The 19,700-nt window shown below is 63.9% G+C and carries 20 protein-coding genes; 10 read left to right on the top strand and 10 right to left on the bottom strand.

Annotated features, from left to right (window positions below; all coding sequences use genetic code 11):
• Positions 1–1,140: a PilT/PilU family type 4a pilus ATPase gene (locus tag O0882_RS24515; protein WP_289952294.1), complete on the bottom strand. Its 1,140-nt coding sequence runs from the start codon at positions 1,138–1,140 to the stop codon at positions 1–3.
• Between the two features lie 3 nt (positions 1,141–1,143).
• Positions 1,144–2,187, bottom strand: coding sequence for a type IV pilus twitching motility protein PilT (locus O0882_RS24510; RefSeq protein ID WP_289952293.1), 1,044 nt, complete (start codon positions 2,185–2,187; stop codon positions 1,144–1,146).
• 70 nt (positions 2,188–2,257) lie between these two features.
• Here O0882_RS24510 and O0882_RS24505 point away from each other — a divergent pair, with 70 nt between their 5' ends.
• On the top strand, positions 2,258–2,962 hold the full coding sequence (locus O0882_RS24505) for a YggS family pyridoxal phosphate-dependent enzyme (RefSeq protein WP_289952292.1): 705 nt from the start codon (positions 2,258–2,260) through the stop codon (positions 2,960–2,962).
• Between the two features lie 18 nt (positions 2,963–2,980).
• Positions 2,981–3,811 carry a pyrroline-5-carboxylate reductase gene (gene proC, locus O0882_RS24500; protein WP_289952291.1) on the top strand — a complete coding sequence of 277 codons (831 nt, stop codon included), beginning with the start codon at positions 2,981–2,983 and terminating at the stop codon, positions 3,809–3,811.
• A gap of 77 nt (positions 3,812–3,888) precedes the next feature.
• On the opposite strand, the gene O0882_RS24495 is transcribed toward proC, so the two are convergent.
• The 5 genes from O0882_RS24495 to O0882_RS24475 form a co-directional block, all read right to left on the bottom strand.
• Positions 3,889–4,242 (bottom strand): hypothetical protein, encoded by a 354-nt coding sequence (locus O0882_RS24495; protein WP_289952290.1) that lies wholly within the window; start codon positions 4,240–4,242, stop codon positions 3,889–3,891.
• Entirely contained in the window at positions 4,239–4,625 is a 387-nt protein-coding gene (locus O0882_RS24490; RefSeq protein ID WP_289952289.1) for a phage holin family protein, read from the bottom strand. The genes O0882_RS24495 and O0882_RS24490 overlap by 4 nt, the downstream gene beginning before the upstream one ends.
• 56 nt (positions 4,626–4,681) lie before the next feature.
• Positions 4,682–5,038: a DUF883 family protein gene (locus O0882_RS24485; RefSeq protein WP_046683402.1), complete on the bottom strand. Its 357-nt coding sequence runs from the start codon at positions 5,036–5,038 to the stop codon at positions 4,682–4,684.
• Between the two features lie 108 nt (positions 5,039–5,146).
• Entirely contained in the window at positions 5,147–6,001 is an 855-nt protein-coding gene (ubiA, locus tag O0882_RS24480; protein WP_289952288.1) for a 4-hydroxybenzoate octaprenyltransferase, read from the bottom strand.
• Between the two features lie 77 nt (positions 6,002–6,078).
• The gene (locus O0882_RS24475; RefSeq protein WP_289952287.1) at positions 6,079–7,017 is read right to left on the bottom strand and encodes a hydrogen peroxide-inducible genes activator; all 939 of its coding nucleotides are present in this window, start codon (positions 7,015–7,017) and stop codon (positions 6,079–6,081) included.
• A gap of 209 nt (positions 7,018–7,226) precedes the next feature.
• Here O0882_RS24475 and rfaE2 point away from each other — a divergent pair, with 209 nt between their 5' ends.
• The 7 genes from rfaE2 to O0882_RS24440 all read left to right on the top strand — a co-directional run bounded on the left by rfaE2 (position 7,227) and on the right by O0882_RS24440 (position 17,010).
• A complete protein-coding gene (gene rfaE2 / locus O0882_RS24470) occupies positions 7,227–7,709 on the top strand; it encodes a D-glycero-beta-D-manno-heptose 1-phosphate adenylyltransferase (RefSeq protein WP_289952286.1) in 483 nt (160 codons plus the stop codon).
• 129 nt (positions 7,710–7,838) lie between these two features.
• Entirely contained in the window at positions 7,839–9,323 is a 1,485-nt protein-coding gene (locus tag O0882_RS24465; protein ID WP_289952285.1) for a hypothetical protein, read from the top strand.
• Entirely contained in the window at positions 9,320–10,789 is a 1,470-nt protein-coding gene (locus O0882_RS24460) for a hypothetical protein (RefSeq protein WP_289952284.1), read from the top strand. Before O0882_RS24465 ends, O0882_RS24460 begins: the two co-directional genes overlap by 4 nt.
• A gap of 44 nt (positions 10,790–10,833) precedes the next feature.
• Complete coding sequence (locus O0882_RS24455; protein ID WP_289952283.1) at positions 10,834–11,271, top strand: hypothetical protein; 438 nt, start codon at positions 10,834–10,836, stop codon at positions 11,269–11,271.
• A gap of 37 nt (positions 11,272–11,308) precedes the next feature.
• The gene (locus tag O0882_RS24450) at positions 11,309–15,007 is read left to right on the top strand and encodes a tubulin-like doman-containing protein (protein ID WP_289952282.1); all 3,699 of its coding nucleotides are present in this window, start codon (positions 11,309–11,311) and stop codon (positions 15,005–15,007) included.
• Between the two features lie 33 nt (positions 15,008–15,040).
• Entirely contained in the window at positions 15,041–16,249 is a 1,209-nt protein-coding gene (locus O0882_RS24445; RefSeq protein ID WP_289952281.1) for a hypothetical protein, read from the top strand.
• Between the two features lie 14 nt (positions 16,250–16,263).
• Entirely contained in the window at positions 16,264–17,010 is a 747-nt protein-coding gene (locus tag O0882_RS24440; protein WP_289952280.1) for a hypothetical protein, read from the top strand.
• Here O0882_RS24440 and trmL read toward each other — a convergent pair whose 3' ends face one another.
• Positions 17,011–17,481, bottom strand: a complete 471-nt coding sequence (gene trmL / locus O0882_RS24435) for a tRNA (uridine(34)/cytosine(34)/5-carboxymethylaminomethyluridine(34)-2'-O)-methyltransferase TrmL (RefSeq protein WP_289952279.1) — start codon at positions 17,479–17,481, stop codon at positions 17,011–17,013.
• Between the two features lie 42 nt (positions 17,482–17,523).
• Complete coding sequence (locus O0882_RS24430; RefSeq protein WP_289952278.1) at positions 17,524–18,291, bottom strand: ComF family protein; 768 nt, start codon at positions 18,289–18,291, stop codon at positions 17,524–17,526.
• 84 nt (positions 18,292–18,375) lie between these two features.
• Between O0882_RS24430 and O0882_RS24425 the strand changes: the two genes are divergently transcribed.
• Positions 18,376–19,272, top strand: a complete 897-nt coding sequence (locus tag O0882_RS24425) for a methyltransferase domain-containing protein (RefSeq protein ID WP_099760640.1) — start codon at positions 18,376–18,378, stop codon at positions 19,270–19,272.
• A 159-nt stretch (positions 19,273–19,431) separates the two neighbouring features.
• Here O0882_RS24425 and O0882_RS24420 read toward each other — a convergent pair whose 3' ends face one another.
• Positions 19,432–19,659 (bottom strand): hypothetical protein, encoded by a 228-nt coding sequence (locus O0882_RS24420; protein WP_289952277.1) that lies wholly within the window; start codon positions 19,657–19,659, stop codon positions 19,432–19,434.
• Positions 19,660–19,700 lie beyond the last annotated feature (41 nt).

Here is a 19,700-nt window from a genome sequence, read left to right as displayed (position 1 = left end):
TCAGAGGAGCCCCAGTTTGGTGGTGCCCGTTTGCGGGGCCGGTTCCGGCGCCGTTGCGCCCTTGAGCTTGATCGCCAGGCGCAGGTCGTTGACGGAATCCGCATTGCGCAGCGCGTCTTCATAGCTGATGTCGCCCCCTTCGTGCAGGTCGAACAGGGCCTGGTCGAACGTCTGCATGCCAAGCTCGCGCGATTTTTTCATCAGCTCCTTGATCTCGTGCACCTGGCCCTTGAAGATCAGGTCGCTCATCAGCGGCGAATTGAGCAGGATTTCCAGCGCGGCCTTGCGCCCGCCGCCTTCCTTGTTGGGGATCAGACGCTGCGAAATCATGCCCTTCAAATTGAGCGACAGATCCATCAGCAACTGCTGGCGCCGCTCTTCGGGGAAGAAATTGATGATGCGGTCGAGCGCCTGGTTGGCGTTGTTCGCGTGCAGGGTCGCCAGGCACAGATGGCCCGTCTCGGCGAATGCGATGGCGTGGTCCATGGTCTCGCGGTCGCGGATTTCGCCGATCTGGATCACGTCCGGCGCCTGGCGCAGGGTGTTTTTCAGGGCCGTGGCCCAGTCGTCCGTATCGACGCCCACCTCGCGCTGGGTGACGATGCAGTTGCCATGCGGATGGATGAATTCCACGGGGTCTTCGATGGTGATGATGTGGCCGTGGCTGTGCGCGTTGCGGTGGCCCACCATGGCCGCCAAGGTGGTCGACTTGCCGCAGCCCGTGGCGCCCACCATGATGACGAGGCCCCGCTTGCTCATCACGATGTCTTGCAGGATGGAGGGCAGGCCCAATCCATCGAGCGTGGGAATGGCGGTATTGATCAAGCGCAAGACCATGCCTGCCTGACCCATCTGCACGAAGGCGGATACGCGGAAACGCCCCAGGCCGTCCGGGCTGATGGCGAAATTGGCTTCGCGGCTGGACGCGAATTCGGCCGCCTGGCGTTCGTTCATGACGGCGCGCACGTAGCCGGCCGCCTGCTGCGTATCGAGCGCGGTGCCCGCCAGCGGTGTCAGCTTGCCGTCGAGCTTGATGGCGGGCGGAAAGCCGGCCGTGATGAACAGGTCCGAGCCGCCCCGTGCGCGCATTTGCGCCAGCAGCGCGTGCATGGCGCCATAGTGTTCTTGCGTCGTTTGCATGATTTATCCGGGGAAGTTTTCGGGAACCTTGGCGGCCGCGCGGGCCGTCTCCGCCGTAATCGTGCCGCGCCGCACCAGGTCGGACAGGCACTGGTCCAGGGTCTGCATGCCGACATTGCTGCCCGTCTGGATGGCCGAATACATCTGTGCCACTTTCGCTTCGCGGATCAGGTTGCGCACGGCCGGCGTGGCCAGCATGATTTCATGCGCGGCGACACGGCCCGCGCCGTCCTTGGTCTTGAGCAAGTTCTGCGAAATGACGGCTTGCAAGGATTCGGACAGCATGGCGCGCACCATTTCCTTTTCCTCGGCGGGGAAGACGTCGATGATGCGGTCGATCGACTTCGCCGCCGACGAGGTGTGCAGGGTGCCGAACACCAGGTGGCCCGTTTCGGCCGCCGTCAGCGCCAGGCGGATGGTTTCCAGGTCGCGCAATTCGCCCACCAGTATCACGTCCGGGTCCTCGCGCAGGGCCGAGCGCAGCGCATTGCTGAACGAATGCGTGTGCGACCCCACTTCACGCTGGTTGATCAGGCATTTTTTCGGCTCATGCACGAATTCGATCGGGTCTTCGATCGTCAGAATGTGGTGGTTCAGGCGCTCGTTGACGTGGTTCACCATCGCCGCCAAGGTGGTCGACTTGCCGGAACCCGTCGGACCCGTGACGAGCACCAGGCCGCGCGGACGCATGGCCAGCTCGCCGAAGATGCGCGGGGCGTTGAGTTCGTCCAGGCTCAGCACCTTCGAGGGAATCGTGCGCAGCACGGCCGAAGCGCCCCGTTCCTGGTTGTAGGCGTTGACGCGGAAGCGGGCCAGGCCGGGAATCTCGAACGAGAAATCGCATTCCAGCGCTTCTTCATAGACCTTGCGCTGGCTGTCGTTCATGATGTCGTAGATCATGCTGTGCACTTCCTTGTGCTCGAGCGGCGCCACGTTCAGGCGGCGCACGTCGCCATGGACGCGTATCATCGGCGGCAGGCCGGAAGACAGGTGCAGGTCGGAAGCCTTGTTGTTGACGGAGAAAGCGAGTAGTTCGGAGATGTCCATTTATAATCCCTGTGCCTGCATTGATGGGCTGGCGCACTGTGCCGCCGCCCCTATACACTAGAAAATGATTATGTCCACAATCGAACAGAACTTGCAAGCCGTGCGCGACAGTATTGCGCAGGCCGCCGCTGACGCGCAGCGCGCGCCGGCCGAGGTGACCCTGCTGGCCGTGTCAAAAACCTTCGGCGCGGACGCCGTGCTGGCAGCCATGCGCGCGGGCCAGGCGGCGTTTGGCGAAAATTATCTGCAGGAAGCGCTCGACAAGATCGCCTTTGTGAAGGAGGCCGCACCGCAGCACGTCCCGGCATGGCACTTCATCGGCCCCATCCAGAGCAACAAGACGCGCCCCATCGCCGAACATTTTGATTGGGTGCACACGGTGGAACGGGAAAAGATCGCTGTCCGCCTGTCCGAGCAGCGCCCGGCGGGCTTGCCGGACTTAAATATCTGCCTGCAAGTCAATATCAGCGGCGAAGCGAGCAAGAGCGGCGTGACGCCGGCTGAACTGCCGGCGCTGGCGCGCGCCGTGGCGCAGCTGCCCCGCTTGCGTTTGCGCGGCCTGATGGCGATTCCCGAGCCGGAAACGGATGTCGCCCTTCAGCGCGCTGCCTTTGCGCAATTGCGCGTGCTGTACCAACAATTGAAGGCCGATGGGCTGGCGCTCGACACTCTGTCGATGGGCATGTCGGCCGACTTGCGCGCCGCCGTGCTGGAAGGCGCCACCATCGTACGCGTGGGCAGTGCCATCTTCGGTTCCCGTAATTACTCTCACTGATAGAATGAAAGAATCACCATGACGACAGAATTGAACATCGCCTTTGTAGGCGGCGGCAATATGGCGGCCGCCCTGATCGCCGGCCTGGCGGGCAAGCTGACCCTGGGCGGCAACATCCACGTGATCGACCCGCATGCGCCCGCGCTGGAAAAATTGCAGGCGCAATTCGGCGTCACCACGGCGACTGCCGCCAGTGAGGCGCTGCGCGCCGTGGACGTGATCGTGCTGGCCGTGAAACCGCAAAGCATGCGCGAAGTGGCGGCGCAATTGCTGCCCTTCCTCGACGGGGAACGGGCGCCATTGATCCTGTCGATCGCGGCCGGCATCCGCGCGCAAGACCTGTCGCGCTGGCTCGGTGATTACCGCGCCATCGTGCGCTGCATGCCGAACACGCCGGCCCTGATCGGCATGGGCATCACGGGCATGGTGGCCAGCGGCGGCGTCAGCGAGGAACAGAAAAAGACGGCGGATGCCATCCTGCGCGCCGTCGGCCAGACCGTCTGGCTAGCCGACGAGGCCAAGATCGACCCCGTCACGGCTGTGTCGGGCAGCGGCCCCGCCTACGTGTTCTACTTTATCGAAGCGATGCAGCAGGCGGCCGCCGAACTGGGCTTGACGCCGGAGCAGGGCACGCAACTGGCCATTGCCACGTTTACGGGCGCGGCGCAGCTGGCGGCGAACTCCAGCGAACCCGTGTCGCTGCTGCGCGAACGCGTCACCTCGAAGGGCGGCACGACGTATGCGGCACTCACCAGCATGGAAGAGAGCGGCGTGAAGGCGGCCATCGTCAAGGGCATCAAGGCGGCAGCGCAGCGCGGGCGCGAGATGGGGGAAGAGTTAGGTAAATGAGTAGGTAAATAAGTGGGCAAGTAACGACCTATGCTGGTACTACCCGGCAGCGTGTGACTGGATGCCGCCAGACACCGCTATTTTTCAAGGGGGGGCTGTTTCTTGCTGAAACGCTGCGCCAGCGCCAGCACGACGGGCAGGGCGGTGGTGGCGTGCTTGAGCAGCGCGCCGCTGGCCCGCAGCAGGGGCAGGAAACGCTGCGGGCGCACCAGCAGCAGGCCCAGCGCGGCGCCTCCAATCATCAGGGGAATCTTGAAGCGCGTGGCCAGGGTGTGGCGCAGATTGCCGCCCGTCAACGGTTCCAGCAACTGGCGCGTCTGCACGCCCAGGGCCAGGCGCTGCAGCGCGCATTCGGCCAGCAGCGCGTCGCGTCGCTGCGCCAGGCTGGCGGCCGTGTGGACATGCGATAACTTGGTGGGATGCGTGGTCATGGCCGCTCCGATTCCCGGCGCGCCAGCAATTGCAGCTCGTCCAGGTCTTTGTTCAGTTCGGAAAGTGTGAAGGACAGCAGTTTCGGCTTGCTGCGGAAACTGGCGCGCACGCCCAGCAGGGTGGCGAGGGCGGCAGCGATGAAGACGGCGGCCGTGACGGCGATGGCGGCGATGCGGTGCGTGTCCCAGAACAGCACGATGACGAGGAAGACCAGCAGCACCAGGCCGACAAACAGGCATAGCAGTGCCAGCATGGCCAGCGCCAGATAGGACAGGAAGCGCAGCGACTCTTCTTCCATTTCCACGGCCGCCAGGGCCAGACGGGTCTGGACGATGGCGGCGAGAGTCGCTGCGACTTGGGCGACATGGTGCACGATAGCCATATGCTGCCTTTCGCGTCAGGAGACGGCCTGCGCCGTCGGTACTCTGTCGGTACTACTTAGCGGCGTGACGAGGAAAGCAGCAGGCCGAACAGCACGCCGACGACGGCACCCGCGCCCACGGCTTTCCATGGATTGTCCTGCACGTATTCATCGGTGGCCTTGGCCGCCTTCTTGGTGCGTTCGAGCAAGTCTTCTTCCAGCTTGATCAAGTCTTTCTTGGCCGTTTCCAGGGTGGCGATGAACTTGTCCTTGACGGCTTTGACATTCTCGCCCGTCTGATCCTTGGCGCCATCGAGCCAGCCTTCCGCTTCATTGATGACGGTTTTCAGGTCGCCGACCAGTTTGTCGCGCGCCTTGTCGGCGTCGGCGAGGATGCTGTCGCTGCTGGATTTTCCGGTATGTATCGAGCTCATGTATTACCTCATGGAAGTGAAACTGCACAGTGAAATACCAGTGTAGGCAACAGCGGACAGGCTGGTCTTGCGCCGCCTCAAGGGCTGCCGCAGCGCAAGGATGATTGCTTAACGGAAAGCAAAGTCCAGCACCACGCCCGCAAACACCGCTGCTCCTAGCCAGTTATTATGCCGGAACGCCGCAAAACACGGCATGCGCTCGCGTGCGCGGATCAGGGTGTAGTGGTAAACGGCGCAGCCGGCCGCCACCAGCAAGCCCGCCACATACCAGTAGCGCAAGCCCAGGTGCCAGCCGCAGACCAGCCACAACAGCAGGAAAGCGGCATAGCACAGCATGATGATGGCCACGTCGTAGCGACCAAAGGTGATGGCCGAGGTCTTGATGCCGATCTTTAAGTCGTCGTCGCGGTCGACCATCGCGTATTCCGTATCGTAGGCCACGGCCCAGAAGACATTACCCAGCAGCAGCAGCCAGGCGACGACGGGCACGGAATCCGTGATGGCGGCAAAGCCCATGGGGATGCCGAAGCCGAAGGCGATGCCCAGGTACGCTTGCGGAATCGCAAAGAAACGCTTGAAGTAGGGATAGGTGCCGGCGATGATGACGGCGGCCACCGACAATTGCTTGGTGAGCGCATTCAAGGGCAGGATCAGGCAGAAGGCCAGCACGGTCAGCACGCCGGCCACGGCCAGCGCTTCCTTGCCGCTGATGCGCCCGCTGGTGATGGGGCGGTCCACCGTGCGCTTGACGAATTTGTCGATATCCTGGTCGGCGTAGTCGTTGATGGCGCAGCCAGCCGAGCGCATCAGGAAAGTGCCAAGCGTAAAAATGAGCAGCAGCCGCCAGTCCGGCACACCCTGCTGCGCCAGCCACAGCGCGCACAGGGTAGGCCACAGCAGCAATACGGTACCGATAGGCTTGTCCAGCCGTATCAGGCGGAAATACAGCGCCAGCTTGTTCATGGAAGACTCGATCTTGTTGAAGAGAAAGGTCGATTATCGCAAATAGTATGCAAATGTACTATTTTGACGCCTGGCCGCTAGGCTGCGTCTTCGCACAAGGGGGTAATGCCGGGCAAGTCGCAGCTGGCGATGGCTGCGCACAGGGCATCGATGGCAGCCTTGCGCGTAAAACTCTTGCGCCACAGCATCACCACCCTGCGCGATGGCACGGGGGCGGCAAAGGGCCGGTATGCGAGCATGCCGTCGGTGGCGTGCATATTGGACACGGAGGCGCGCGGCAGCACCGTCAAGCCGATGCCGCTGGCCACCATGTGGCGGATGGTTTCCAGGGAGGAACCTTCAAACGTGCGCTGCATGCCGTTGCCGGGCGAGGAAAAGCGCGCCATTTCGGGGCACACTTCCAGCACCTGGTCGCGGAAGCAGTGGCCATTGCCCAGCAGCAGCATGGTTTCCGATTTCAAGTCTTGCGCGGCGATTTTTTCACGCGCCGTCCACGGATGCTGGCGCGGCATGGCCACGACGAACGGTTCGTCATACAGTTCCTGCATGGCCATGCCGTGGTCGGGCAGGGGCAGGGCCATGATGGCCACGTCCAGTTCGCCCTGGCGCAGCAATTCGAGCAGGCGAACCGTGAAGTTTTCCTGCAAAATCAAAGGCATCTGCGGCACCTGGTCTATCATGGCCTTGACCAGGGGTGGCAGCAGGTAGGGGCCGATCGTGTAGATCACGCCCAGGCGCAGGGGGCCGGCCAGCGGGTCCTTGTTTTGTTTGGCGAGTTCCTTGATGGCGGCCGTCTGTTCCAGCACGCGTTCGGCTTGCGCGATGATCTGCGCGCCCAGGGGCGTGACGGAGATTTCCGCGCCGCCCCGTTCGAACAGGACCACGCCCAGTTCGTCTTCGAGTTTCTTGATGGCCACTGACAGGGTGGGCTGGGCAACGAAGCAAGCTTCGGCGGCGTGGCCGAAGTGCTTCGCGCGCGCGACTGCAACGATATATTTCAGTTCAGTCAGTGTCATAGTTTGATTGAAACACAGGAAGTGCTTACTTGCAATGAATGAAAGGTGGCGCGCACCTGAAACTGTGGCGCCGATGGCGTATTGTAGCGGATCGCCCCCTATAATGCGGGACCGGGCAGCGAAGGCAGAGGGCTGCCGGCGCTGGCGGCGGCATGCAAGGCGATAGCCACGCCTGAGCGTGACCAACTTTAACCCAACAAGAGATATCCATGCCTGATTTTGAAAACAAACTGTGCGGCCGTGACGAACTGCGCGCTCGCGCCGCAGCGCTGCCGAAACCGGTGGTGGTGACGAATGGCGTGTTCGACATTCTGCACCGCGGCCACGTGACCTATCTGGCGCAGGCGCGCGCGCTGGGCGCCTCGCTGGTGGTGGCCGTGAATACCGATGCCTCGGTGAAACGCCTGGGCAAGGGTGACGACCGTCCCTTGAACAGTTGCGAAGACCGCATGGCCGTGCTGGCCGCGCTGGAAGCGGTGAGCCTGGTGGTGCCGTTCTCGGAAGACAGCGCCCTGGAAGTGGTGCAGGAAATTGAACCGGAAATCTATGCCAAGGGCGGCGACTACGACATGGTGGCCATCCCTGAAGGCAAGGCCGTGCTGGCGTATGGCGGCCAGGCCGTGGCCATCGATTTCGCGCACGACCGCTCGACCACCAAGCTGCTGACGAAAGTGCGGACGCAGCAGGGCTGAGGAACGCCGTCAATGTTTTCATACTGATAAAAAGACGTTACTATGAGAACTGCCAGGGTTGCGACCTCGTTGCGTCAGCCCCAGCAACCGTTACACCGCCTGATATGCATTGCTAGTCATAGAAAATACATGGATCTTAAAACTTCTGGGGATTGGGCCGTGCCCTCCGGCGTCTGGTACGTCGACGACGATGGCGCGTGGAGCATGCAGCGCAGCGCGGACGGCCAGAACGTCTCGCCCCTGCTGAGCCAGGCCGATATCGGCAAGCTGATGCATGCGCGGCGCCTGCCCGGTGCCGCCGGTGCGCCGGTGCGGCTGTTTCCGCCTGAGTTCTCGTTCGATCCCGCCTCGGGAGTGGCCTTGCAGGTGCCGCCTGGCACGGCGGTTACACCGCCCTGGGCTCCTCCTTTCGGCGCGCAGCCCGTCAGCGACGTGCCGCCGGCTGGCGCGGCCGGTTTGCGCCAGGCCAGCGTGCCCCTGAAGCTGGCGGACCAGCGCGCGCGCGAAGAGCATGCGCAGGCCGACGCCTCGCTACCCATGCCGCCGCCGGGCGAGTACGAATTCTTCTCCGCCCAGTTCGGCACCAGCGCGCCCGCGCTGCTGGCGCTGGACCCGCGCAAGGCCGTCTTGCATGCCTGGTTGCCCGCCTCGAAACGCTGGCTGGCGCTGGACCCCGACCATGGCGGCTTGCTGGCCGAATCGGACCTGGCCCACGGCGCCTGGCGCGCCGAGCTGGTGCCGGAGTTCAACAGCGTGCTGGTCTTGCCGACCAGCCATGGCCTCGCTTGCATCCGTCCCGACGTGCCTTCGCTCACTTACGTGGTCGAGCATGTGGGCGGCGCGCCGTGCGTGGCGGGCCCCGTATGGTTCCAGAACCGCCTGTGGGCGCCCTTGCGCGACGACGATGGCCGCATCCGCTTCGTCAATCTTGACGCAGGGCAAAAGCCGGGCAGCGACGTGCTGCTCGACGGCATGATGGATCTGGGTGCCGTCGGCGCGCCCGTGGCCTACAACCGTATGGCCGTGTGGCCGTGCGCCAACGGCCAGCTGCGGCTGCAGTTGCAGCCGGATGGCAACGTGGCCGCGTCGTTTACGCCCTGGCCCGAAGGGCTGGTGCCGCATTTCGAATTTGGCAGCCCTTACCTGTCGCGCGACGGTGGCCTGTGGCAACTGTGCTTTGAAAGCCGCCGCTGCACCTATGTCTATGTGAAACTGGGCGGCCAGGTCGAGAAGGCCGACGCGCTGGCGCCGCGCCTGTGTTCGGGCAGCTTCAATTACCGCTTCGCCACCAAGCTGAAAACGGCGCCGTGGGAAGAGCCGGAACACGGCGACGATGGCGGCAAGAACCAGGCTGTCATGCCGCTGCTGGAATCGAGTGCTGGCAATAGCGTCTTTGGCGTGAAGTTTGCCACCAGCGCCGGCCTGTCCAGCGTGCTGCGCTCGAACGAGCGCCTGGCGGCCCAGCTGGTGCAGGACGATGAATTGCGCGAAACCGTGTTTCATACCTTTGCCGTCAGCGAGCCGTGGCGCGTGCGCCTGTTTGTCCATGAAGGCACGCTGTGGGCATATCATCCGCTGCTGTCGCGCATCGATGGCTGGGCCTTGCAGGCATGAAGGCGCGCTTACTGACGGTGGCCTGCGCCGCGTTGTTCAGTGCTGCCACCGCGCAGGCGGCCGGCATCCAGCAAGCGTTTCTGGTGCAAAATTCGGGCTGGATGGAGCCGTTCTACACGGATGAACACTCGCAACTGAAAGCCCTGGTGGGCGCCGTGGCGCAGGCCGCCACGAGCCCGTCCGATAAAGTCTATACCCTGGCCTTCAGCCAGAGCAGCGGCAGCAATGTCTCGCCCGCACTGATCGGGCAGGGACAGGGCGGCGCCGGCGTGGCGGGCCAGCTGGCCAGTCTGGGCCTGGCGCGCAAGAGCGCCGGCGGCACGCTGGCCGACACGGATTTCCAGGAAGCCGTGACCAAAACCATCACAGGGCCGTTCCAGTCCGCGTCCGGCATCGTGTGGATTTTTACGAATAACAAGAACAGCCCGAACAACGACAGCCAGACGGCCGAGCGCAACCGCGACTTTTATCGCTTGCTGCATCTGGAACCGTCGATCACCAAGACCTTGGTGTTTCCGTTGCGCATGCCTGTACAGGGCAAGCTGTACAGCGCCAAGGGTTTGATGGTGTATGCGCTCGCGTATGGCCAGCCGGCGTCCGAGGCGTTGACCCGCATCCTGGCCGAAGGGCGGCTGTCGCAAGTGCTGACGCGCCCGCCCGCGCGATTAAAACCGGTGGACCAGGATGCCGTGCGCATCGTGCCCCAGTCCGTCAAGAACAGTCGCAATGTGCACGCCAGCCTGGGCCGCGACGGGCGCACCATCGTGCTCGATGTCGATGCGGCGAACCTGGTGCCGCAAGTGGTGCTGCAGGCGTCCTTGCAAAACATGTTTTTCCCGTACGTGATCGACAGCGCCAAAGTGCACGCCAGCCTGGCGGGCCAGAATGCGCCCCTGCACGTTGCGCCAGATCAAATTCGCCAGCTGCAGCCGGGCGCCAGCCAGGCCGTGCAGGTACAGTTTGCCTTGCCGATGGCGCAGATTCCCTCGCCGTGGTCGGCGCAGGCGATCGCCGCCATGGGCAAGCAAGTGATGCTGCCCATGCAGGCGCAGGTGGGCCTGTCGGAACAGCGGCTGGCGCTGGCGTCCAGTTTTGGCAAGGATTTGCAGGAACTGTTCCCCGGCGACCCGATCTCTGGCATGTTCACGCCGCCCGACAGCGTGCGCGCCTCGCAGGCGACGATCCCGCTGCTGGTGCGCATCCAGTACCCGCTGCTGCCCGTGCTGGTGATCCTCGGTGGCGTGCTGGCACTCGTGCTGGGTCTGCTGGCGCTGGGTTTGCTGGGCACGCGCGCCACGCGCTACAAGGTGATGGCCGACGGCGTGCAGCGCCAAGTGTTATTAAAACCATTTAAAAGCGTGCAGATCCGCGATGACGACGGCCGCGACATCGGCGAACTCAAACGCGGCCTGGGCAAACCGGCCGTCGTGCGCGTGGCCGAAGGCCATACCCTGAGCCTGGCCTGAACAACGATTCCTTCAAAATTCCTTCCATTCGACAGAGGCATACCATGGCGCAAGAGACTCCAAAAGACAACAGCGGTTTTACCCTGCCGGCCCCCGCATCCGCGCCGCCGGCAGCCGATGCATCCGCTGCGGCCAGCGCCACCACTGCTACCACCGAGCCTGCGCCCGGGTTGGACCCTGCCGGCACGACCGATACCTCGTCGCGCGACACCCTGGTCGGCGGCGTGGTGCTATTGCTGCTGTTCATCGCCTTTTTCTTTGCCAAGAATGCCTATGCGAATGGCCTGGTGGCCAAGCGCGTGCCGCCGAACAAGGCCAATGCCGCGGGCTGGTGGCTGTTCATCTTCCTGGCCAGCCTGGCGACGGGCGTCGTGCTGGCGGCCGTGAACGCGCATAAATTCCTCGCGCCACTGTTCATGGGACCGCTGGTGCTGGTGGGCCTGGTCGCCTTACTGTTGACCTTTACATCGAGCCGCCGCTAAGCCGCACGCCGTCGTACGCATCATCGAAGGAATCACCATGGCAGAGAACCTGAATCAAACCATCACCGGCGGCGCCAGCGAGCGCAAGCAGGACAAGATCATCGAATTGCGCCCGACCCTGTTCATCGGCATCGGCGGCACGGGCATGCAGGTGTTGATGCGCGTGCGCCGGCGCATCCTCAACACCTTGTGGGGCGGCGCGGGCAAGCGCACGCGCATCGAGGGCTTGGCCGACTTTCCCATCGCGCAATTCATCCATTTCGACCTGGACAACGGCGCCGTGATCGAAAGCGGCGAGTCGCAGGCGAAAGACTTGCAGTTCGACCAGGTGAAGTTCACGGACGATGACAAGGTGGTCGAATCGTTCGACATGGACAAGTACAGCCGCGATGAAGATTCTCTGGAGAAATATCCGCACATCAAGGAATGGTTGCCGCTGACGCCGCAGCGCATCCGCGAATTGCGTTTCGACATGAGCAGCGGCGCCGGCCAGATCCGCGCCGTGTCGCGCCTGTATTTCTTCGACAAGTACGCGAAGATCCGCGACAAGATCCGCTTGAAACTGAAAGCCCTGAAGGCGGGCCTGTCGCATGAGCGCCAGCTGGCCGAACTGGGTTTGCGCATGGAAACGAACCGTTTCCGCATCGTCATCGTCGGCTCCGTCGCCGGTGGTACGGGTTCCGGTTCCTTCCTCGACATGGGCTTGCTGGCGCGCTGGCTGGCGCGCAGCGAAGTGGGCGCGGCCGACGTCGAGCTGATGCTGTTCTTGCCGACTGGCTACACCAAGGCCAACAAGGACCGGGTCGAGGCCAATGGTTACGCGGCGCTGATGGAGCTGGAATCGGCGATGATGGGCAACAAGGGCTATGTTGGCCGCTGGGATGCCTATGACCGTCCGGAACTGACGCGCGAGCCCTACAGCGAGGTGTACCTGATCGATTCGGGTAATCTTGCGCAGCAGCACACCAAGGATGTCAGCGACGTCTACCACATGGTGGCCGACTCGCTGTTCGAGGATTTCGCCTCGGCCGACTTCGCGCGCGCCAAGCGTTCGATCGCCGTCAACCAGGCGCAGCACAAGAACTCGCTGTACAACGCGCCCGTGCCGCAAGACCGCTTCGGCGACATGCGCCTGTATTTCTCGAAGCGTTTTTCCTCGTTCGGCATGGCCGTGCTCGATACGCGCCAGGAAGCGGCGCGCGACGAGCGGGCCCACCGCTGGGCTGGCGCCATGCTGCAAGCGTTCTTTGGCGTGGGCGGCACGGATGCGGGCGCCAACCGCGCCACTGATACGCAGCGCGATAATTTCCTCGCCGCCAATATGTTCCTGAAGGGCGCGCCGTTCAGCGATTTCCCCGAGTTTTCCGACAAGAGCATCGAACTGAAGCGCTCCAGCGGCGACTTCATCGATTTCCGCATCGTCGACGAATTGCTGGAAGACCGCCACGGCCACTTGCTGGCTGGCGTGGAAAACCGCGTCAACACGCGCATCAACGATATCCGCACGGGTTTCGAGCGCAGCGAATGGCCGGCGCAGGTGCGCGACGCCATGAAACACCTGGAACGCGACGCCGTGCGCGACCAGGATTCCACGGCCGACACGACGGAAGACCGCATCAGCAAGCGCCGCCGCGAAGTGCTGGAAGACGTCAAGAAAGTCGTGCGCGACCAGCTATATGGCTATCTTGATAATAAAGAATTCGGCGGCCTGGAATACGTGCTGTCGCTGGTGGAACAGATCAAGGACCGCATCGAGGCGCCGGGCAGCGGCTTGACGGCGCAGATCGGCAACAATGCCGAGCGCTACCGCGAAATCAAGGAAGCCGTGCGTTCGCGCGAATACGAGCGCCTGTTGAATAACCTGGAACAGACGCGCAGCACCTTCGGCTTCCTCAGCAATGGCGAAAAGCAGGCGGGCGTGGTGATGGACCATTTGCGCACGGAAATGGCGAATGCGCTGAAATTCCATCTGCGCGCCAAGGCGGCGGACGAGTCCGTCATCCTGCTGGGCGAGCTGTCGCGCTGGCTGGGCAACCGGGTCGGCGTCGATGCGCAAGGCCGCGCGCAGTGGAATGGCCTGGTGGGCGAGCTGCAAACGGGCCGCGAAGGCGTGCTGGCCATGCTGGCGGAACTCAAAACGGCTAATACCATCCTGCAAAAGGACCTGGACAAGGAACACGCGACGCTGATCGTCATTCCCGTCACGGAAAAAGACATTGCGCTGCCGTCGGCGGCCACCTTACGCCAGTGGGCCGATGAAGCGTTCAAGGACATGGGCGGATCGAAAGCGCTGTTCCCCATGCTGGGCGAACCGGCGCAACGGGGCTTGATCCTGGCCAAGGTCACGCGCATGGCCGAAAACATGATCGCCACGGCGGGCCTGGTGGAAGGGGCGACGAGTACGCCCGACCCCCTGTTCGAAGCGCTGGAACAGATGGACGTGTCCGAACGCCTGGACCGTTTCCGCAAGCTGCTGGCCTGCTCCATGCCGTGGATCGACGCCAACATGGCGGGCGACTTCACGGTCGTGTCGGATCAGTTCAAGTGCGTGATCGGCGTGGCCAATGCGGCCGCCTTCAAGGCGAAGTTTGGCGCCGAGCTCGAATCGTGCGTGCCGACCCAGGTGGGCATCACGGTGAGCCAGCTGGAAATCGTCGAAACGGGCATCCGCGGGCGCGCCGTCTGCTATTGCGAACTGGCCGGCGTGCCGATGACGGTGCTGCGCGGCCTGGAAGGCTGGCGTACCAGTTACCGCAAGGAAGGCGACAACGACAAGGCGCCGACCCACACGCATATCGATCCGACGCAATTTACGCACCCGATCGCGCCGAACACGGACGAGATGAAACGCCTGGCGGAAGACTTCGGCGAATTCCTGCAAGCGATCATGCTGGGCATACTGACGCGCCACACGGGCAGAGTCGTGCCGCCGGGCCAGTACCAGTTTGCCGTCGAACCGGGCGACTTGCGCCGCATCGGCAATGAACGGGCCATCCGCCAGAATGGCATGCCCGCCTCGTACGAGAAAAATATCGCCTTGCGCATCGAGGAAAAATTGACTGCGCTTGACGCCGTGCAGACGGCGGCCCTGGCGGCGCTGGCAAAATACTATGAACGGGGCGTGTATGCGCCGAAGCTGGTGGCCCAGGCCGATGGTTCGCAGCTGCCGTATATCGGCTTTGGCAGCGCCATTTCCGCCGAGGTGGGCGCGCGCTTGCGCGAATCGGCGCGCCGCAAGGGCATGACTGGTGAGGAGCTCGACCGCACGGTGCAAGCCTTGCTGGGCCGCCTGAAGGAATGGGCGAACGTCATCGGCGACTCCGACAGCGATGCCTACGACTGGGAAGTGCGCGAGCCGGAAGCGGATGGCCAGCCCCGGTTGAAATACGCGATCAAGGGGGAAATGCTGGAAGCTGGGCGCCTGGAGCAATTGTTGCGCCCGGCCAGTGTGGCGGCCGCTCCCGTGGCGCCGGTGTTCGGCATGGCGCCGCCACCGCTGGGCGGCATGCCGCCGCCCTTGGTGGAATACCAGTATTTCCTGGGCATAAACGGCCAGCAGCAGGGACCGTTCACGGCCCAGCAGATCGTGCAGTACGTGCAGGCGGGGCAAGTCGTGCCCGCCACCACCAAGGTGTGGCGCGCCGGCTTGCCGGCCTGGGTCGACCTGGCCCAGTTCGCCGAACTGGCGCCCTTGTTCCTCAGCGCGCCGCCACCGTTGATGCCGCCTCCCCTGTGAACGCTGGAATGACGTTGGAATGAAGGATTAGTTTTGGATATCTGCATCAAATGCAAGGGCGGCCTGTTCAGTGCTGTCAGCCATTGCCCCTACTGCGGTCACGCCGTGGCTGGCGCTGCCAAGCCAGCGGCGGCCGTGCCGCCACCGCTGCCGCCCGTGCCCGCGCCTATGCCAGTAGCGCCGCCCGTGGCGCCCAAGCCGCCGCCCGTGCCGGTGACACCGGCGCCTGCGCCGAAACCGGCGCCGAAACCGGCGCAGCCGCAGCCGCAAGCTGCGCCGAAGCCTGTACCTGCCCCGGCGCCAGCGCCGGCCGCACCGGTGCCGCCGTCACCGCCGCGCAAGTGGCTGCGCTGGGTGGGCGGCCTTGCCGTGCTGGCGGCCGTCATCGTCTACATGAATGGCAAGCCGGGCGGCAAGAACGATGCGGCCTGCAATGACGCCATCGACAGCGGCTTGAAATTGGTGGCAAATGGCAGTCTGGATGGCGCCCGCCAGAAGCTGGCGACGGCGAAAAATGTCTGCACCGGCAAGTCCAGCGCCAAGGCCGACGATTTGCAGGCGGCGATCGGCAAGGCGGGCGCCGCATCGGGCAGTTGCCAGCGCGGCGTGCGCGCCATCGAGCGCGCTATTGATGGACATCAATTGCAAAGCGCGGCCAGCGGCATCGCCGCGCTCGACGTCGATTGCGCGGGCGCTGCCAGCGTGGATTCCTTGCGCAAGCAGCTGGCGCGCCAGCAGGCGGCAGCCGCGTCGGTGCTGGTGGGAGTACGCCAGGCGCTCGATGGCAAGGATGCGGCGGCGGCAAGGAATGGCATCGCCCGGCTGGAAGCGATCGACCGCGAAGCGGTGGAATTGCCGCAGTTGAAGGCCGATGTGCAAGTGTTGTCGGCGGCCCCGGCGCCGGCGCCCGTTTCTGCAGCGGCACCGCTGGAAACGGCACCGGCCCGCAGCGTGTCAACGGAACCGGCGCCGGTGCGCGCGGTCGAACGTTCAGCGGTGGCCGAACGCCGTCCGCTGGAAACGCCGCCCGTCGATAGCGGCGCGGCCATGCGCAGCGAGATGGCGCAATCGTTCCTGCGCGACGCCGAGCGCTCTTTGTTGGAAGGCAAGTTCGATGCGGCCAAGACGTATCTGGAAAGCGCGCGCCGCGTCGATCCGGGCAATGCGCGCATCGACAACCTGTCGCGCCGCATCCGCGAACGCGAGCGGCAAGTGCTGCAGACGGAAACAACGATCAATTAGTCATCGGGGGCACCATGCTGAATCACACCACCTTGCGCGCCACCGCCGCACTGACCATCGCCGCCATGCTGGCCGGCTGCGCCACGGCACCGATGAATCCGAACGGCGTGCGCCAGGACAATTCCTATCCGCAAGGCGGTACCCAGGCGGCCACCGATGAAGATCCGTGCAGCGTGGGCACGTCGGCGGCGGCCGGCGCGGCCGTGGGGGCGCTGCTGGGCGCGCTGGCGGGTGGCAAGAATGGCGCGCTGAAGGGCGCGGCCATCGGCGGCGGCCTGGCGGCGGCCGGCTGCCTGGCCATCAATGTCAATTCGCGCCAGACCAAGACGGCGGCGCAGGCGGACCGCGACTACATCCGCGCACGCGGCGCGCTGCCGCGCGAGCCGCAAGTGGTGTCGTACACGCCGCAGTTGAGCGCGTCGACCGTCAAGCGCGGCCAGCCGTTCAAGGTTCATTCGGTGGTGGAGCTGGTCAATGGTAGCGCGCAAAGCGTCAACGACGTGCGCGAAGAACTGGTGGTGCTCGATCCGCAAGGCCAGCCATTCAAGTCCGGCTCGAAGGCTTTGGCCAGCAGCAACAAGTCGGGCGGGCGCTTTGAAAACTCGTTCGAACTGACCTTGCCGGCCGGCGTGTCGCAGGGTGTGTATGGCGTCAAGACGAATTTATATGTCAACGGCAAACTGGCCGCCACGCGCGACCTGCATACGCAGCTGGTGATGCTGGACGAGCATAGCGGCGCGGCGCAGCTGGCGTTACGTTAGTTAAGCGCCGCCCTGGTACCCGTGCTGGCGCCAGGCCTCGTAGACGACGACGGCCACCGTATTCGATAAATTCAAACTGCGGTTATCCGGGCGCATCGGCAGGCGGATGCGTTGCTCTTCCGGAAAGCCGTCGCGCAGGGCGGGATCGAGGCCTTTCGTTTCCGAGCCGAACACGAACACGTCGCCCGGCAAGAAGGCCACGTCGCCGAACGGGCGCGAGCCGCGCGTGGTCATGGCGAACATGCGGGCCGGATCAGGCTGGGTGTCGGCCAGGAACGCTGCCCAATTCTTGTGCACCTTCATCTTGGCGTAATCGTGGTAATCGAGGCCGGCGCGCTTCATCTTGGCATCGTCGAGCGGAAAGCCCAGAGGTTCGACCAGGTGCAGTTGCGCGCCCGTGTTGGCGCACAGGCGGATGACGTTGCCCGTGTTGGGCGGGATTTCAGGTTCTACCAAAACAACGTGAAACAAAATGCTCTCCTTGGGTCTATCTGTATCTAATATATAGCTAAATTAATGCGGCGGCGTGCGCGCCACCACCAATATGCTGACCTTCACCGCTCCTGCGCGCTTGCAGGCGGCCGCCAGCGGGTTGACGGTATGGCCGCTGCTCATCACGTCGTCGACGATGCCCACATGGCATCCTTGCAACAACGCCCCATGTTCGGGCGCGATGGCGAACGCGTGCGCCAGGTTGGCTCGTCGTTCCTGCGGTGCCACGCCGCTTTGCGCCCGCGTCTCGCGCACGCGCAGCGCCAGGCGGGACTGCAAAGGGACGTCCAGCAGGCGCGCCAGCGGGCGCGCGATTTCCAGTGCCTGGTTAAAGCCCCGCTGGGCCAGCCGGGCCGGGCCCAGCGGGACTGGGCACAGCAGTTGCGGCGCTTCCCATGCTTGTTGTTGCTGAATGGCAACATGCAGCAATTCCGCCAACAGGGGCGCCAGCGCCAGGCGCGCGCCGAATTTCAGCTGCAGCAGCAACTGGTCGACGGGTGCCGCATAATCAAACGCCGTGACGGTAGCGTCATACGCGGGCCTTTGGTGCAGGCAGCGTCCGCACAGCAGCGCCACCTCGATGTCCACGAGCGGATTGGCGCACTGGCGGCAGCGGTGGCGCAGTTGCCCGCGTCCTTGCCCCAGATACTGCGCGCGGCAGGGCGAACACAGCACTTGCGGGCAGCCGATGCCGCACAGCGCGCATGGCGCTGGCAGCACCGTGGCACCCAGCCACTGGCGCAGCGCCTGCCAGGCGGCATCAAGGCGGGGCTGGGTGGCGGTCCGCATCGCGATGGCGTCGTTCCATGTACACTGCCGACATTATCTCACCTCACCGGTTTCAACATGCCAGTTCCCGCCAATCCACCCAAAATGAGTGCGCCCATCGATGCGGTGCAAGTACGCGATTTCTTTTCCCGTCCCGCGCGCGTCGCGCCGTCGGATTTCCTGCGCCGCGAAGTGTCGGCACGCATGCACGAGCGCCTGGAGCTGGTGAAAATCACGCCCTTGCGCGTGCTCGACGCCGGCTGCGGCCCGGGCGCGGACCTGGCGCAGTTGCACAAGGATTATCCCGCCGCGCAGATTATCGGTCTCGATGCAGCGCAAGCGATGATGCAGGCGGCGCGCGCGCCCGCGTCGAAACTGGCCAGCCTGAACCAGTTTCTCAGCAAACTCTTGCCGGCCAAAGCGGGCGTGGATTTGCTGTGCGGCGACCTCGGCGACTTGCCGCTGGCGCAGGGCAGTATCGACCTCGTGTGGTCCAACCTGGCGCTGCACTGGCATGCCCAGCCCGACCGTGTGTTTGCCGAATGGCGGCGCGCGCTGCGCCTCGATGGCTTGCTGATGTTTTCCTGTTTCGGTCCCGACACCTTCCGCGAAGTGCGCGACGCGTTTGCCGAGGCGGATTTATATCCGCACGCCTTGCCTTTTGTCGATATGCACGACTTTGGCGACATGCTGGTCGAGACGGGTTTTTCCACGCCCGTGCTGGACATGGAAATCATTACGGTGACCTACGATACGGCGGAAAAACTGCTGGCGGACGTGCGCGCCTTCGGCGGCAACCCGCTCACCACGCGCCGGCGCGGCCTGATGGGCAAGGCGGCCTGGCAGCGCATGCTGGCCGCGCTGGAAAAGATGCGCCGTCCCGACGGCAAGCTGGGCCTGAGTTTCGAGGTCATCTATGGCCACGCCTTCCGTCCCGCGCCGCGCGTGACGCGCAATGGCGAGGCGATCATCCGTTTTGATTTACCGAGAAAACCCAAATAAAAGGACAAAGAAACCGACACTTGGTCGCCATCCGCGCATGGATGTTGCAGCAACCGTTGCAAAGCGCGCGGCGGCTGGGAGAAGGGCACGCACAAAGCCGATTATTGCTTGATGGATTCAAGTTTACTTGACTATAATCGTTGACTGTTTGTCAGCTTGCTAAGTAGAAAAAACAAGGGCTGCATACAAAATAAAAAAAACAAAGCAAGACTTATTCGAAGTTACTGCATTAGTATAGTAACCATCTTCCACACGAGGCCATTTCAAGGTGGGGAAGAAAAACAGGGTTCCAGCATGGTTGTCCGTCAGCGTTTTGGCTGCCGCAGCCAGCATGGAATTCGCTGGTGCTTGACGCACATGGCCGTATTCCGGCCGTGTTGCTTTCATGGAGGAGCGGCAGCGGTCCAGTACGGAGAAATCCGCAGCCG

It is taken from the genome of Janthinobacterium sp. SUN073 (genome assembly GCF_030397665.1).
Taxonomy (GTDB): domain Bacteria; phylum Pseudomonadota; class Gammaproteobacteria; order Burkholderiales; family Burkholderiaceae_D; genus Janthinobacterium.
Note: the sequence above shows the minus strand (reverse complement) of the source record. Positions and strands in the feature narration are given on the sequence as shown.

What these genes read in the sequence shown, in the direction of transcription:
- O0882_RS24420 (WP_289952277.1), bottom strand. Translation starts at nt 19,659, where the DNA reads ATGAAAGCAACACGGCCGGAATACGGCCATGTGCGTCAAGCACCAGCG.
- ubiA (WP_289952288.1), bottom strand. Translation starts at nt 6,001, where the DNA reads ATGAACAAGCTGGCGCTGTATTTCCGCCTGATACGGCTGGACAAGCCT.
- O0882_RS24510 (WP_289952293.1), bottom strand. Translation starts at nt 2,187, where the DNA reads ATGGACATCTCCGAACTACTCGCTTTCTCCGTCAACAACAAGGCTTCC.
- O0882_RS24425 (WP_099760640.1), top strand. Translation starts at nt 18,376, where the DNA reads ATGAGTGCGCCCATCGATGCGGTGCAAGTACGCGATTTCTTTTCCCGT.
- O0882_RS24440 (WP_289952280.1), top strand. Translation starts at nt 16,264, where the DNA reads ATGCTGAATCACACCACCTTGCGCGCCACCGCCGCACTGACCATCGCC.
- O0882_RS24475 (WP_289952287.1), bottom strand. Translation starts at nt 7,017, where the DNA reads ATGACACTGACTGAACTGAAATATATCGTTGCAGTCGCGCGCGCGAAG.
- proC (WP_289952291.1), top strand. Translation starts at nt 2,981, where the DNA reads ATGACGACAGAATTGAACATCGCCTTTGTAGGCGGCGGCAATATGGCG.
- rfaE2 (WP_289952286.1), top strand. Translation starts at nt 7,227, where the DNA reads ATGCCTGATTTTGAAAACAAACTGTGCGGCCGTGACGAACTGCGCGCT.
- O0882_RS24430 (WP_289952278.1), bottom strand. Translation starts at nt 18,291, where the DNA reads ATGCGGACCGCCACCCAGCCCCGCCTTGATGCCGCCTGGCAGGCGCTG.
- O0882_RS24465 (WP_289952285.1), top strand. Translation starts at nt 7,839, where the DNA reads ATGGATCTTAAAACTTCTGGGGATTGGGCCGTGCCCTCCGGCGTCTGG.
- O0882_RS24455 (WP_289952283.1), top strand. Translation starts at nt 10,834, where the DNA reads ATGGCGCAAGAGACTCCAAAAGACAACAGCGGTTTTACCCTGCCGGCC.
- O0882_RS24490 (WP_289952289.1), bottom strand. Translation starts at nt 4,625, where the DNA reads ATGGCTATCGTGCACCATGTCGCCCAAGTCGCAGCGACTCTCGCCGCC.
- O0882_RS24495 (WP_289952290.1), bottom strand. Translation starts at nt 4,242, where the DNA reads ATGACCACGCATCCCACCAAGTTATCGCATGTCCACACGGCCGCCAGC.
- O0882_RS24505 (WP_289952292.1), top strand. Translation starts at nt 2,258, where the DNA reads ATGTCCACAATCGAACAGAACTTGCAAGCCGTGCGCGACAGTATTGCG.
- O0882_RS24515 (WP_289952294.1), bottom strand. Translation starts at nt 1,140, where the DNA reads ATGCAAACGACGCAAGAACACTATGGCGCCATGCACGCGCTGCTGGCG.
- O0882_RS24460 (WP_289952284.1), top strand. Translation starts at nt 9,320, where the DNA reads ATGAAGGCGCGCTTACTGACGGTGGCCTGCGCCGCGTTGTTCAGTGCT.
- O0882_RS24485 (WP_046683402.1), bottom strand. Translation starts at nt 5,038, where the DNA reads ATGAGCTCGATACATACCGGAAAATCCAGCAGCGACAGCATCCTCGCC.
- O0882_RS24450 (WP_289952282.1), top strand. Translation starts at nt 11,309, where the DNA reads ATGGCAGAGAACCTGAATCAAACCATCACCGGCGGCGCCAGCGAGCGC.